Annotated in this window: 14 protein-coding genes; 7 read left to right on the top strand and 7 right to left on the bottom strand. The window is 41.7% G+C overall.

Annotation, left to right across the window (positions count from 1 at the left end; genetic code table 11):
- The first annotated feature begins 42 nt into the window (after window positions 1-42).
- On the top strand, window positions 43-510 hold the full coding sequence (locus tag BWP33_RS01485; protein ID WP_002641136.1) for a universal stress protein: 468 nt from the start codon (window positions 43-45) through the stop codon (window positions 508-510).
- Window positions 511-777: 267 nt separating this feature from the next.
- Here the strand turns inward: BWP33_RS01485 and accC are convergent, their stop codons facing one another.
- Together accC and accB are read right to left on the bottom strand one after the other, a co-directional pair.
- The gene (accC, locus tag BWP33_RS01480; RefSeq protein WP_002641137.1) at window positions 778-2,148 is read right to left on the bottom strand and encodes an acetyl-CoA carboxylase biotin carboxylase subunit; all 1,371 of its coding nucleotides are present in this window, start codon (window positions 2,146-2,148) and stop codon (window positions 778-780) included.
- A 71-nt stretch (window positions 2,149-2,219) separates the two neighbouring features.
- Window positions 2,220-2,684, bottom strand: a complete 465-nt coding sequence (gene accB / locus BWP33_RS01475; RefSeq protein WP_002641138.1) for an acetyl-CoA carboxylase biotin carboxyl carrier protein — start codon at window positions 2,682-2,684, stop codon at window positions 2,220-2,222.
- 295 nt (window positions 2,685-2,979) lie between these two features.
- On the opposite strand from accB, the gene guaA reads away from it, so the two are divergent.
- The 5 genes from guaA to BWP33_RS01450 all read left to right on the top strand — a co-directional run bounded on the left by guaA (window position 2,980) and on the right by BWP33_RS01450 (window position 8,334).
- Window positions 2,980-4,542: a glutamine-hydrolyzing GMP synthase gene (gene guaA, locus BWP33_RS01470; protein WP_002641139.1), complete on the top strand. Its 1,563-nt coding sequence runs from the start codon at window positions 2,980-2,982 to the stop codon at window positions 4,540-4,542.
- A 134-nt stretch (window positions 4,543-4,676) separates the two neighbouring features.
- Window positions 4,677-5,783: an acyltransferase family protein gene (locus BWP33_RS01465; protein WP_002641140.1), complete on the top strand. Its 1,107-nt coding sequence runs from the start codon at window positions 4,677-4,679 to the stop codon at window positions 5,781-5,783.
- Between the two features lie 179 nt (window positions 5,784-5,962).
- Window positions 5,963-6,250, top strand: coding sequence for a ribosome hibernation-promoting factor, HPF/YfiA family (gene hpf / locus BWP33_RS01460; RefSeq protein WP_002641141.1), 288 nt, complete (start codon window positions 5,963-5,965; stop codon window positions 6,248-6,250).
- 63 nt (window positions 6,251-6,313) lie between these two features.
- Window positions 6,314-7,516: a multidrug effflux MFS transporter gene (locus BWP33_RS01455; RefSeq protein WP_002641142.1), complete on the top strand. Its 1,203-nt coding sequence runs from the start codon at window positions 6,314-6,316 to the stop codon at window positions 7,514-7,516.
- A 164-nt stretch (window positions 7,517-7,680) separates the two neighbouring features.
- Window positions 7,681-8,334 carry a YiaD family glycine zipper/OmpA-like lipoprotein gene (locus tag BWP33_RS01450; RefSeq protein ID WP_002641143.1) on the top strand — a complete coding sequence of 218 codons (654 nt, stop codon included), beginning with the start codon at window positions 7,681-7,683 and terminating at the stop codon, window positions 8,332-8,334.
- A 154-nt stretch (window positions 8,335-8,488) separates the two neighbouring features.
- Here BWP33_RS01450 and hfq read toward each other — a convergent pair whose 3' ends face one another.
- The 4 genes from hfq to recJ all read right to left on the bottom strand — a co-directional run bounded on the left by hfq (window position 8,489) and on the right by recJ (window position 12,281).
- Complete coding sequence (gene hfq, locus BWP33_RS01445; protein WP_002641144.1) at window positions 8,489-8,788, bottom strand: RNA chaperone Hfq; 300 nt, start codon at window positions 8,786-8,788, stop codon at window positions 8,489-8,491.
- A 113-nt stretch (window positions 8,789-8,901) separates the two neighbouring features.
- Window positions 8,902-9,465, bottom strand: a complete 564-nt coding sequence (gene scpB / locus BWP33_RS01440; protein WP_002641145.1) for an SMC-Scp complex subunit ScpB — start codon at window positions 9,463-9,465, stop codon at window positions 8,902-8,904.
- Between the two features lie 83 nt (window positions 9,466-9,548).
- Window positions 9,549-10,544 (bottom strand): CAP domain-containing protein, encoded by a 996-nt coding sequence (locus BWP33_RS01435; protein ID WP_002641146.1) that lies wholly within the window; start codon window positions 10,542-10,544, stop codon window positions 9,549-9,551.
- Between the two features lie 21 nt (window positions 10,545-10,565).
- On the bottom strand, window positions 10,566-12,281 hold the full coding sequence (gene recJ / locus BWP33_RS01430; protein WP_002641147.1) for a single-stranded-DNA-specific exonuclease RecJ: 1,716 nt from the start codon (window positions 12,279-12,281) through the stop codon (window positions 10,566-10,568).
- Between the two features lie 277 nt (window positions 12,282-12,558).
- Here recJ and BWP33_RS01425 point away from each other — a divergent pair, with 277 nt between their 5' ends.
- Window positions 12,559-12,873: a PepSY domain-containing protein gene (locus BWP33_RS01425; protein WP_002641148.1), complete on the top strand. Its 315-nt coding sequence runs from the start codon at window positions 12,559-12,561 to the stop codon at window positions 12,871-12,873.
- Window positions 12,874-12,947: 74 nt separating this feature from the next.
- Here BWP33_RS01425 and BWP33_RS01420 read toward each other — a convergent pair whose 3' ends face one another.
- The gene (locus BWP33_RS01420; RefSeq protein ID WP_002641149.1) at window positions 12,948-14,447 is read right to left on the bottom strand and encodes a surface lipoprotein assembly modifier; all 1,500 of its coding nucleotides are present in this window, start codon (window positions 14,445-14,447) and stop codon (window positions 12,948-12,950) included.
- Window positions 14,448-14,536 lie beyond the last annotated feature (89 nt).

Below are 14,536 nucleotides of genomic sequence, written 5' to 3'. Positions count from 1 at the left end.
TTGTTTTATTTGACTATGCGTTCTCATCAAGGAGATTTGATTATGTATAAACATTTGGTTGTCGCTGTAGATGGCAGCATGAGTTCACTCAACGCCTTGCAACACGCCGCAAGTTTGGCACTACAAAGCAACAGCGAATTGACATTGGTCAACGTGGCAAATCCCACAGAATACATGACACTCGCCCCCGAATTTTTGCAACATGAAAGCTACGAAGAAGCCGCCATCGCCAACAGCAATCAAGTGCTGCAAGAAGCAGTGGCAGCAGCAAAAGCGGCTGGCGTTACCAATGTGAAAACGCATTTGCTGATTGCCGTAAAAGGCGCAAAAGACATGGCACAAGAATTGGTAAATTACGCCGACCAACAAGGTGCAGATTTAATTGTAATGGGAACACACGGACGTGGCGGTTTGATGCACTTGCTGATGGGCAGTTTTGCGGAAACCGTGATGCGTCAAAGTCATTTGCCATTATTGGTTATTCGCAGTCAAACTGATGAGTTTGAATAATTCTGTCAATTTGTTTGATGTGTCCAGCGAATCCATTCACGTATCAATCATTTTCAGGCTGCCTGAAAGATTGTTTTGTGAGTTTTTATTTCACTGAATACATAATCTAAAAGTGAATGTATCTTAGAACCTGTCTTCACAGCCAAACGCGATGTCTTTTTGCCCCATTTGGCACGCCTGCTGCGTTGAATTTCACGCCAGAATTAGCATGAAATTCTCACCAACTGGGACAGAAATCCATTTCTCGTTGGCTATGAATAGAGGTTCTTATTTTTGCTCTTTGGCTAAACGTTCTTTACGCTCTGCCAACCAATGTTCCAAATAATGAATACTTGTACCGCCTGTTACGAAATCCTTATCACAAAACAATTCACGATGTAAAGGCGCATTGGTTTTGATGCCTGTAATGGCTAACTCATTGAGTGCAACCAACATTTTCGCGATTGCCTGTGGGCGCGTTTTCGCATGAACGCACACCTTACCAATCAAGCTATCGTAATTAGACGGCACGCGGTAACTTTGATAAATGTGGCTGTCCACGCGCACCCCAAATCCTCCAGGTAAATGGCACGATTCAATGACACCAGGACTCGGAATAAAGGTGTACGGATCTTCCGCATTGATGCGACATTCAAACGCATGACCTTCAATTTGAATATCTTTTTGTTCATATTGTAACGACAAGCCAGCCGCCACGCGCAATTGTTCCTGCACAATATCCACACCCGTAATTAATTCGGTGATTGGATGCTCCACTTGCACCCGCGTATTCATTTCAATAAAGAAAAACTCGCCGTCTTCGTATAAAAATTCAAATGTACCCGCACCACGATAACCAATGCGCTTACATGCCTCCGCACAAGCCATACCGATTTTGGCACGTTCTTCGGGCGTAATAAAAGGCGCAGGGGCTTCCTCAATGATTTTTTGATGGCGGCGTTGCATAGAGCAATCGCGTTCACCCAAATAAATCGCATTGCCATGCTCATCTGCCAATATCTGAATTTCAATGTGGCGTGGACGTTGCAAAAAGCGTTCCATATAAACCATGGGATTACCAAATGCGGCTTGCGCTTCGGCTTTAGTCATTTCAACCGATTGAATCAAATCTTCTTTTTTTTCAACCACACGCATACCACGACCACCACCACCACCCGATGCTTTCACAATCACAGGAAAACCAACTTTTTCCGCGATTTTCAGAATCTCATCAGAATCATCAGGCAATGCCCCATCTGAACCAGGTACGCATGGCACGCCAGATGCAATCATGGCTTTTTTCGCGGAAACTTTGTCGCCCATCAAGCGAATGGTATCGGCTTTGGGTCCAATGAAAATAAAGCCAGATTGTTCTACTTGTTCGGCAAAATTGGCATTTTCTGCTAAAAATCCATATCCAGGGTGAATGGCATCTGCACCTGTTACTTCGGCAGCGGCAATCAGTGCAGGAATTTGCAAATAGCTTTGTGGCGATGGCGCAGGTCCAATACAAACGCTTTCATCTGCTAATTTAACATGCAAACTCTCGCGGTCGGCTTCGGAATGCACGGCGACTGTGGCGATGCCCATTTCACGACAAGCACGCAAAATGCGTAAAGCGATTTCGCCACGATTGGCGATTAAAACTTTTTTTAACATAATATGTTACTCTTTAATTTTTCAGGCAGCCTGAAACGCCAAAATCTGTTTTCAGGCTGCCTGAAAATCGATTATTCAATCACAAACAGAGGTTCGCCATATTCCACAGGCTGACCGTTTTCCACCAAAATCGCTTTAACCACGCCCGATTTTTCGGCTTCAATTTCATTCATCAATTTCATTGCTTCAATGATGCACAACGTTTGCCCTTCTTTCACAGTTTGACCGACTTCCACAAATGCAGGTGCGCTGGGACTGGGCGAGCGATAGAATGTACCGACCATAGGGGATTTTTGTGCGTTGTCGGTGTTGCTGGTGGCGGCGACAGTAGAAACGGGCGCAGCATTAGGTTCTGCTGGTGCAGCTTGCGGCGTAACTGGTGCCGCCATTGGTGCAGCTGCATAAACGGTTTGAACCGTAGGCGCAGCCACTGAACGTGTAATGCGAACTTTTTCTTCACCTTCGGTTACTTCAATTTCAGCAATTCCTGATTCTTCAACCAAATCAATCAGTTTCTTTAATTTGCGTAAATCCATTTGTGTGATTCCTAATTGTAAGTAGACATGTTTTGATTTCGGTTAGCGTATTCATCAAAACGCATATGCGAAAAACACGATTTTCGCGAAATTAACCGCAAAAGTCTAGCAAATTATCCGAAAATCGCCACAAATTCGCGTAAAAACACATTTACACAAATATGAAAGTTTCTTGTTAATTGATTGAATTAGTATTTTTATTCCATATTTTCAAATTGCCTGAAATAGGGTTTGTTAACTTTATTGTGATAAAATCCACGCCATTATTTTAACCATTATTTTTGGCGAAAACATCATGCAACAAGACAAAATTCTCATCTTAGATTTCGGTTCACAAGTTACCCAATTGATTGCGCGGCGTGTGCGTGAAGCCCATGTTTATTGCGAATTACATTCGTTTGATATGCCTTTGGACGATATTAAAGCATTTAATCCTAAAGGGATTATTTTATCAGGTGGACCCAATTCGGTATATGAATCAGATTATCAAGCAGATGTTGGTTTGTTTGAATTAGGCGTACCTGTGTTGGGAATTTGCTATGGAATGCAATTTATGGCACACCATTTGGGCGGCGAAGTGTCAGCAGGCAATCAGCGCGAATTTGGTTACGCACAAGTCAACACGTTTGACAGCGAACTCACTCGCGGCATTGAAGATGCGCCAAACTCGTTAGATGTTTGGATGAGTCATGGCGACAAAGTTTCAAAATTACCTCATCATTTCAAAATCATTGGTGAAACACCATCTTGTCCAATTGCAATGATGGCAAATGAAAACAAACATTTCTACGGTATTCAATTTCACCCCGAAGTTACCCACACCAAACAAGGTAAAGCGTTGTTGAACCGTTTCGTATTGGATATTTGCGGCGCGAAACCATCTTGGACAATGCCCAATTATATTGACGAAGCCGTAGCAAAAATCCGCGAACAAGTCGGCAGTGATGAAGTCATTTTGGGCTTATCGGGCGGCGTGGACAGTTCAGTGGCGGCGGCGTTGATTCATCGCGCGATTGGCGACCAATTAACTTGCGTATTTGTTGACCACGGTTTATTGCGCCTGAACGAAGCGGATAACGTCATGCAAATGTTCGCCAACAATTTGGGCGTGAAAGTCATTCACGTGGATGCAAGCGAGCAATTTATGGCGAAATTGGCAGGCGTTACCGACCCCGAACAAAAACGCAAAATCATCGGCGCGGAATTTATTGAAGTCTTTGATGCTGAAGAGAAAAAACTCACTAACGCCAAATGGTTGGCTCAAGGCACAATTTATCCTGATGTGATTGAATCCGCAGGCGCAAAAACCAAAAAAGCCCACGCCATTAAATCTCACCACAATGTTGGCGGGCTGCCTGAAAACATGAAATTGAAATTGCTTGAACCGTTGCGCGATTTGTTCAAAGACGAAGTGCGCGAATTGGGCGTAGCGTTAGGTTTACCACGTGAAATGGTGTATCGCCACCCCTTCCCTGGTCCGGGTTTGGGCGTGCGCATTTTGGGCGAAGTCAAACGCGAATACGCGGATTTATTGCGCCGTGCGGACGATATTTTCATTGAAGAATTGCGCCAATTTAAAGATGAAAATGGGACTTCTTGGTACGATTTGACCAGTCAAGCATTCGCAGTATTTTTGCCTGTGAAATCAGTAGGCGTGATGGGCGATGGGCGGACATATGATTATGTCGTTGCGTTACGAGCGGTGGTTACCAGCGATTTTATGACAGCGCATTGGGCAGAATTGCCATACGCATTGCTCGGTAAAGTTTCCAATCGTATTATTAATGAAATCAAAGGTATTAACCGCGTAGTTTATGACGTAAGCGGTAAACCACCTGCCACGATTGAGTGGGAATAATTTCAGACCATTTATCGCAATTATGGGCAGCAAACATAATTAATTGCGAAAACTGATTTTCAGGCTGCCTGAAAATATCAAAAGCTCTGTTTCAAAACAAACAGAGCTTTGTTATACAGATTAGAAAGTTCACAATGACTCATACTATTATCCTATTAATTGCCACGCTGATTTGCATCACACTTGCAGCGGTGGCTTGCAAGTACCTCTTCAGGCAGCCTGAAAATCCGCATGCCCATGCGCGTAGCCATCAACTTGACGGTTTACGTGGTATGCTGGCTTGTGCCGTGATAAGCCATCATTTTTATTATACTTATGGTTGGCGCGAGTTGGGCGGCTGGGGCAAAAACGGTACGTTGATGATTGTGAATTTAGGCGCGATTTCTGTGTCGCTGTTTTTTCTGATGAGTGCGTATTTGCATTTGCTGAAAATTTGCCGTTCGCCCGAAATAAATTGGCTGGAATTTTATATCGCGCGTATCAAACGCATTTATCCGCTTTATATTGCTGTGTTTTTATTGGTTTTGGCGATTGGTTTTTTGACCAAACCCATTCACGTTCAGGATACAACGGCATTTTTAAATTTTATAATCAAATGGTTGTTATTTCAAAATGTTAATTTTCAAAATATTACGCATTTAATGATTGCAGGTGTGCAATGGACGTTAGTGTACGAATGGGCTGTATATGCAATTTTACCGCTTATCCACATGATTTATCATCGTAAAATCAACTTTCAGGCTGCCGCATGGATAGCAATTGGGCTGGCATACTGGGTTATCGGTTACCACTCTGATTTACAATATTATTGGTTGTTTATTTTGGCAATACCTGCGCTGATTTTAGCCAAACCGATTCAAGGCTGCCTGAAGCATTATCCTGTGATTGTTCACATCATTATGTTGCCACTGACTTATTATTTATTTTTTAAAACAATCGGTTATTCTTGGGAGCAGCGCATTTTGTTGGCGATTTGGTTTGCGTTTGTGGCACACGGATACAATTTTGCAAATTTATTGAATCATAAAGGTTTAGTCAAACTAGGGGATTTAAGTTACGCGATTTATTTGGTACATGGCTTGGTGTTGTTTATGTGGTTTGGCGTGTTGGAAATGTTTATATTTAAACAGGGAAATTTTGTCGGCTATGTGTGGCATTTACCTGTGATTTATGTGATGGCAATCACTTTGGCGTATTTGGGTAATCGGTTTATTGAAATACCATTTGCCCGCAAGAAATAGGGTTTCAGGCTGCCTGAAAAGGTTGTATTGTCATTTAAAATAAAAACACAAGCAAAAGGTACAAAAACAAATAAAAATAATTTAGATATTGCAATTTCACGCCAACTGTCCGAAAATACATTTGCGTCAAATCATTTGGCGTGGCATTTGCCCATTTATTTTTATCAAGGAGCTGTATGATGAATTTACATATCAATGGTTTACATCTTGAAATTACCGACTCATTGCGCGATTACATTACCACCAAATTGGCGCGTATCAATCGCCACAGTGATGACATCATTTCTGCTACCATCACACTGTCCACCGAAAAAGTGAATCATAAAGCCGCTGCACAAATCCATTTATCTGGTAAAGATGTTTATGTAGAAACAGTGGAAAAAGATATGTACGCCGCAATTGATACCTTAATGGATAAATTGGATCGTACCATTTTACAGCACAAAGAAAAATCTAACCGACATTAATTAACTGATATGATTCAGGCAGCCGATTGCTTTCAGGCTGCCTGAATTCTTTTAGGAAATTTTATGAATCAAAAAACATTATCTGATAAACAAATGGCAATATTATTGGCTATTATGGTCGCTATTATGCCATTTTCGGTGGACGCGTATTTACCTGCAATCAAAAATATTGCTGTAGATTTGCATACAGATATTCATCTGATTGAGCGCAGTTTAAGTACATTTATTTTGGGTGTGTCGGCTGGGCAATTGCTCGGCGGTTCGTTGTCGGACATCAAAGGGCGCAAAAACATCGCGCTAACAGGGTTATTAATTTACATTGTAGCATCTATCATATTGATTTTTGTGAATTCTGCTAATCAATTGATGGTACTACGCCTGCTACAAGCCTTAGGTGGGGGTATGACAGCGGTAACGGTCGGTGCCATTATCCGCGACAATTACGATGGCAAATATGCGGCACAAATGTTTGCTTTAATTGGGATTATTATGATGGGTGCGCCGTTGGCTGCGCCGATGCTGGGGGCGGTACTGCAAAATTTGGGTGGTTGGCGCAGTATTTTTGCGTTTCTGTGTTTTTATGGTGCGAGTGTGTTTGCGCTGTTATGGCGTTTTTTACCCAAACGCAAACAAGCCGAACCATTCACACGCCATATTTTCCATAATATTTTAATGCGTTATCGCCGTGTATTGGGTCAAAAACAGGCATTGGGTTTTTTATTTTTTCAGGCTACCTCATTTTCATCAATGATGGTTTTTTTAACTGAATCACCATTTGTTTACATGGAATTATATGGATTGACACCACAACAATATGCGTGGGCATTTGGCTGTAATATCATTACCATGGCAACGTTTAACCGCATCACCGCATGGCGATTAAAACGCGACAGCAGCACACAAGATATTTTACTATGGGGCATAGTGATTCAATTATTAACAAATTTAATTTTGGGTGCAAGTGTATTGATAATGGGATTGCCACCCTTTGCGGTAGTAGTATTGTGCGTGATGTTATCCGTGGGAACACAAGGTTTGGTGGTTGCCAACACACAGGCTTTGTTTATGCAACACTTTCGTGAAGACAGCGGCAGTGCAAACGCTTTATTATCTGCTAATCAATCGCTTACTGGTGCAATGGTCGGTTTTTTGGCAACGGTATTGCATAACGGCACAGCACAAATTTTGGCGTGGCTGATGCCTACTTGCACCATAGTTGGCGTGATTTTGTTGTGGCATTTTTCACGTAGCCAGTGGAAACGTTAAGAAATTATTTGTAAGCGTAATTTCGCGTTATTGCCCTATTGAAATAAAAAAACTTCGGTTATAGTTGTGCTTGCTGAAATATTTTTTCAGGCAGCCTGAAAAGAAATTCACATAATTCATTTTTTGTATCCACTTAATTCTTCATTCACAAAGGAATCCATATTATGACAATGATGAAACAAATCACTCTGGCAACAACTTTGGCAGCATTGGGCTTGAGCGGCTGCGTAACCAACGCAACCACTGGCGAAAAACAAGCCAGCAAAACCGCTGTTTATGGCATGGGTGCTGCCGTAACTTGCGGTATCATTGGTGCCATCACACACGGCAGCAAAGGTGCACGTAATTCAGCCGCTGCTTGTGGTGCTTTGGGTATGGGTGTGGGTGGTTACATGGACTACCAAGAAAAAAAATTACGCGAACAATTGGCTGATACTGGTGTAGAAGTACAGCGTGAGGGCAACCAAATCAAATTGACCATGCCTGAAAACGTAACTTTCGCCACTGGTCGCTACGATTTATCTGTTAACGCACAAAATTCTTTGAATGGTGCTGCACAGACTTTGGCAACTTACAACGAAACCACCATCAGCATCATCGGTCATACCGACAGTACAGGTAACGACAGCATCAATATCCCATTGTCGCAAAACCGTGCCAATGCAGTGGCACAATATTTGATTAGCAAAGGCGTGTCATCTAGCCGTATCAGCACAGCAGGTCATGGTGCCAGCCAACCCATCGCTAGTAACAGCACTGCTGAAGGTCGCGCACAAAACCGCCGCGTGGAAATCTTGATTAATCCACAAGCAAAATAATCATTTTATAAAATTGAGTGAATAAAAGAAAGAATATCAGTATGTAATGAGATATTAGGACACGCCATTTAAGCAAACTTCCAGTCCGTCATGCCCTAACCCACCGCCTGTTAGACGGTGGTTATTTGAATGAATTGAATTAATTATTCTTGAATTAATTATCCAATGTAATGACTTCTTCGGTAACGGTTTCCACTTGTTGCAAGGCTGGACGACTGGCGGTTTTACCATCGTGCTGTAAACTCACAGAACGCGCTGGCACAATGGTAGAAATGGCGTGCTTGTATACCATTTGAGTTACGGAAGTATTGCGCAACAACACAACGTATTGGTCAAACGATTCCACTTGACCTTGTAATTTGATGCCATTGACCAAATAAATGGAAACCGGCACATGCTCTTTGCGTAACGCATTCAAAAAAGGATCTTGTAATAATTGTCCTTTAGTATTCATAATTGGAAAAGCTCCGTATTTATTGTTATTCAAAAAAACCGTTCGGGAATTGTAGCCGTAAATGCGCCGTGATACCAATCTTTTTTTAACAATTGTATGCAAATTTCTCCATTTTATTGACTTTCAGATTTTTCACATGATTCATTGGCATTTAAATCGGGCAAAACCAGTTCGCCTAATTCGGTTAGCGGCGGCAAATCAGTCAAACTATTCAATTGAAAATCCGATAAAAATTGATCGGTAGTCGCCCATAAAGACGGTTTACCAATGCTGTCGCGTTGCCCAATCACTTCAATCCAGCCGCGTTCTTGCAGCGTTTGAATCACGGTTTGCGACACGGTAACACCACGAATTGATTCAATATCACCACGCGTAACAGGTTGCTGATAAGCGATAATCGCAAGCGTTTCCATCACAGCACGAGAATAACGCGGTGTGCGCTGTTCGTGCAAATTACCCAGCCATTCAAACGCCGCAGACGCAATTTGAAATCGCCAACCTAATGGCGTGTGAACCAATTGTAAAGCGCGATTCTGCCAACGTTGGCGCAACAAATCCATGGCTTCTGCCAATTCGTCTTCGGAAAGCGGAGGGTCTGCGAGTCGGCGGAGCGTGAGTTCGGAAACGGCTTCAGGCTGCGTTAAAAGCGCGGCTTCAATGAGTGCATCTGTATTCATTTTTTATTTCACTGTATTTATTTTTGCGCAATTTGATTTTTTCAGGCTGCCTGAAAAAAATATTTTGCCAATTTATTCACTAATTAAAATTCAAAAATATTCTTTTTTTTGCGTGTGTGAAATTGCCATTTTTCGATTTTGTCTTGATTATTTTGACGATATGCAAACTCAACGCGATAATCTTTATCAAATTCAAGCGATTTCATCGGGAACAACGCAAATTCGGTTTCCGCCAATAACCGATTTATATCGTTGCTGGCAGTCAAAATTTTCACATCATTTATGGGTTGATTATCTTGAAATAATTTAAATGAAATCATTTGAATGGGTTGAGTTTCACCATAAAAAGCAATGCTAATTGGATTACCTGTTTTGTCGGCTTGTGGCATGGGATTGGGTTGTTCTTTGCCATCATAACTGGGTTCAATTTGACTACCAATTGGGTATTTAACCGCCATCTTTTGCATAATAGGTGCTTGATTTACATGAATTTCCACTTTTTTATTATGACATATCATGGTTAAAATATATTTGGCTTGTACCGAATGATTTTGTTCACATAATTGACGGTCTTGACTGCTACCTGATTCCAACACAAACGCGCTGTTTTTGCCACGCGCCCACGCCACACCTACTTCATCTTGGTCGGGATTGAGCAGCGAAAGCCGATGGTAGAGTGCAGTCATCAAACTGTCCACGCTGCGTTTGCCTGAACGCGCAAAATGACTGATGGTCAAATTTTCAGATACGGCAGCTGGATAACCTGCAGCGTTGGCGCGTTCTTGTGGGTCTGCACCTGTAAAATGGGGGTTACTGCGATTGCGTTCATCGTGTCCATCTGGATTGTGGGTCAAATATTGGGCGTGTTTTTGCGCGGCTTGTTCCAGTGCTGCTTGACGTTCTAACACGGGCAAACCAGCTTGCCTACGCCAAAAATTCAGGCGTTGCAAACCGTATTGCGCTTCTTTTTGAGCATCGTAATGCGTTTGCGACAGATACAAAAACACCCCAATAACCACCATAATGGGCAACCAAAACATCACCAAACGGCGAACAATAGGCGATTGATTTTCTAACATAATAAATTGATTTCCCAATCATTAAAATGGCAAAACTTCTTCCCAATGTTCCACGTAAAGTTGCAAATCCACACGGTTGCCCCACTCATTAACCACAGGACGATACACCACACGAATCTCATCGGGCAATTCATCTGCACAACGCCAAAACACGGCTTCAAATTCGTGATGATCTTTGCGTAACCATGCTTTTTTATGCTGTTTGTCTTTACCGATAAATTCTTGACGTAACAAGATAAAATCATCACAGAAAGTCGGCTGCGGAAAACCTTGCCCCCATACTTGGCTATTGAGCATTTGGGCGCATTCTAACGTGAGATATTCGGTTTTCAGGCTACCATCGGTTAAAAAAGTTTGCGACAAAATTTCTTTGTTGACCACATCGCGCACCGCTTCTTCAAAGGCTGCCTGAAAAATTACCAAACCATCACCACGCATCGTCAAACCTGCCGCCATGGCGTGTCCGCCAAATTTACTAATTAAATCAGGGTATTTTTTCGCCACCACATCCACCACATCACGTAAATGCACGCCTTCAATAGACCGCCCCGAACCACGCAAATCGCCATTGTCGTCAGGCGCAAACACGAAAGTTGGGCGGTAAAATTTGTCTTTCAAACGACTGGCAACAATCCCCACCACGCCTTGATGAAAATCATCACGGTAGGCGGTTAATGTGGTTTGATTTTCAGGCAGCGTATCGGGAAATTCGCCCAAAATATTTTGCAACATATCTTGTTCAATTTCTTGACGCGTTTGATTTAATTGATTTAATTCATTGGCTAGCTGTTGTGCGGTTTCCAAATTATCCGACAGCAAACAGGCAATCCCCACCGACATATCGTCCAGTCGTCCAGCCGCATTGAGGCGCGGCGCAACTTTAAAACCAATATCAACAGGTTGTGCTTTATGAAAATCAAATCGGGCAACCTGAAACAAAGCCTGTATACCTGCACGTGTTTTACCAGCTCGAATGCGTTTTAAACCTTGCGACACGAGGATACGGTTATTGTGGTCAAGTGGTACGACATCGGCAACCGTCCCCACCGCCACCAAATCCAACAAATCACCCAAATTCGGCTCTTTCAGGCTGCCTGAAAACCAACCACGTCCTCGTAAAAGCACGCGCAATGCCATTAATACATAAAAAATCACGCCCACACCAGCCAAATTTTTACTTGGAAAATCACAACCTTGCTGATTTGGATTCACAATAATACAATCAGGCACATATCGTCCCGCCACATGGTGATCGGTTACCACCACGTCCATGCCCAATTCTTTGGCACGCGCCACGCCTTCGCAACTGGAAATGCCATTATCTACCGTAATGATGAGTTTCGCGCCTTTTTCAGCTGCAATATCGGCAAGTTCGGGAGTTAAGCCATAACCGTGCTCAAAGCGATTAGGGACGAAAAAATCCACCACCGCACCCATTGCGCCCAAACCTTTCATGCCTACAGAACAAGCGGTTGCGCCATCGGCATCATAATCGGCGATAATCAAAATTTTTTCTTGTTGTTCAATGGATTGGGCAATGCGTTCGGCGGCGACTTCGCAATAGCTAAGCCGTTGATAGGGAATCAATAAATTAAGTTGATCGGATAATTCGTCTGCTGAAAACACGGCACGCGCAGCATAAAGTTGAGCAATGAGTGGATTTGCGCCTGACTGCATGAGTGTGTTGACGTATTGCGGATTAACGGTTCGAGTAGCGATTTTTTTGCGGAGCGACATTTTGTTTCAGGCTGCCTGAAGAAAAAAGCGTCATTTTAGCACCATAATAGTCAAATAAAATAAAAATGTTACATCAATGCACGACAATGCCGTGAGGACAATTTATAGTGCTTTTAGGAACGCTATTAGCATGAAATTCGCCTGACATTCATATCAACTGGGACAAAAATCCATTTCACGTTGGCTATAAATACAGGTTCTTAATTTTGTCTTAAGTTTTCTATTTTATGATGTCTTCCGTAGTCAATAATTTTCAACACATTTTAAGGAAAAACATATGAAACAATTGAATATCTTCACAAAATCTGTATTGCTTGCCGCTTTGGCTGTTGCCGTAACACCTGCTTTGGCAGACGATGACGACCGCATCTATGCACAAAATCATGCTCAATACATCACTCATCAGGCAGCTGGCGAGAAAGCCTTACAACAAGTGGGAGGTGGTTATGTGAAAGACGTGGAATTTGAATACCACGACTTTTCCAAAAAAGAATATTTTGATGTAGAAGTAATTGATAAAAAAGGACAAGAATTTGATGTGCGTTTAGATGCCCGAACAGGCAAAGTGATTCGTGTCAAACGTGATGATTAATTCGCTTGAGAATTGAATAAGTTAAGCAACCACCGTTTCAGGACGATGGTTGCTTTATTTATCATAATCAAACATTAAAATGATTTATCTAATTCAATATAAGTAATATTTTTATCATATGAATAGATAGGAATATTACTTTTTGTTTTTTGATAATTAAAAGTCAAACGCGGTGTAACACCATAAAAATGAACCGCTTTATGCCATAAAGACACATTAGCATTCCATTCTTTATCACTACGGCGCACAATACCAAGCCAAGGAGCTTGATATTTTCGTTTTGCCAAACTTAGGCTGGCTTGTGTTGCAAAACCTTTGGGCCACTCCTGTCCCCAAAATACTCGCCCACCATAACGTTTATACGAATTCGTTTCAGTACCCACATCACGGCGCATTAAATCCAAACTTGAACCAAAATACTGTTTTGTACCGCGTAAATACAATAACGATGTACCCACACTTTTAATATTTCCGCCGTAGCGTTTATCCATATTATCATTAGCATAAGTTTCATGCGAATAGTTGGCGTAGGTTGAGTGTTTCAAAGTGGGTGTCAACCATGCCGCCAAAGAAGTTGATATCCCTAGTGAGTGGGTATAAGATTTTAATTTATCTGAATCATTACTGCCACCGCCAGCATACCAACGTTTCATATAATAAGGCGTTGCTTTCATTTCAATATTAGAATTGGCATAACCATAACTTGTACCAATATAGCCAGTTAATTCATTAAATTTATGATTATTCCAGTAGTATTTTAAATTGCCACTACCTGCTAGTCCGATATATTGCCCATTTTGTAAGGACCATCTTTTTTCTGTATTGACACCAAAATTGAAACCTGTTCCTGATTCTTTGGGGGTAATTTGTGTGAAAGTAGCGCCATTAGGTAATGTCATCACGGTTCCTTCGGCAGCCATTTCAGTTAAGTTTTTATCTCTTAACAATGAAGTTCCCAATGAAAAATGCCACTTATCTTTATTTTCAATCGCTGTCAAATATTTATCAAATACTCCCATGTCTTTTTCTGTCATTTGTGGTGATGCACGGAGTTTTTGAAATTGCCCTTTTGCTGCGTCAAATTCTTGATTTTGATAAAGCAATGCAGCTAATTGAAAACGAATAAAATCATTATCAGGAAATTTACCCAGCAAAATACGATATTCATGGATAGATTGCCTTAGATTGGTTTGTGTCAAACGCATGGCGTGTGCCCATTCAATTAATGAATCATCGCGTGTATTCGCTGGCAATAAACCATATAATTCAGGTAGATTATTCAGATGATTAACTTGATTAGTCGCCAGTAAGAATAATAATGTTTGCTGTAATTTTGTGGGGTTAGCGCGCCATTCTGTTTCGGTTAAATCCATTTTTTTTGCTGGCTGAACATCAGTACTGATTTTTTGACCGCGTAATTTATCATCATCAGATGGCGTAGTGGATTGAGTAACTACTGGCGTTGTCTCCGATTCCAAGTAATGATTGTTAATATCTGGCGATTTCTCAGCAGCATACGTTATTGATTGTGCAGACAAAATCACTGCACACAATAACGAGCTAAATTTTTTCATATTTAAATCCTTACATTAAGTAAAAAACCTTTCAGGCTACCTGAACCATTTTTCCATTATTAATTTATCAACATGACCATCAAAAATCA

The organism is Simonsiella muelleri ATCC 29453 (assembly GCF_002951835.1).
Taxonomy (GTDB): Bacteria; Pseudomonadota; Gammaproteobacteria; order Burkholderiales; family Neisseriaceae; genus Simonsiella; species Simonsiella muelleri.
This window is presented reverse-complemented; position numbering and strand designations above follow the sequence as displayed.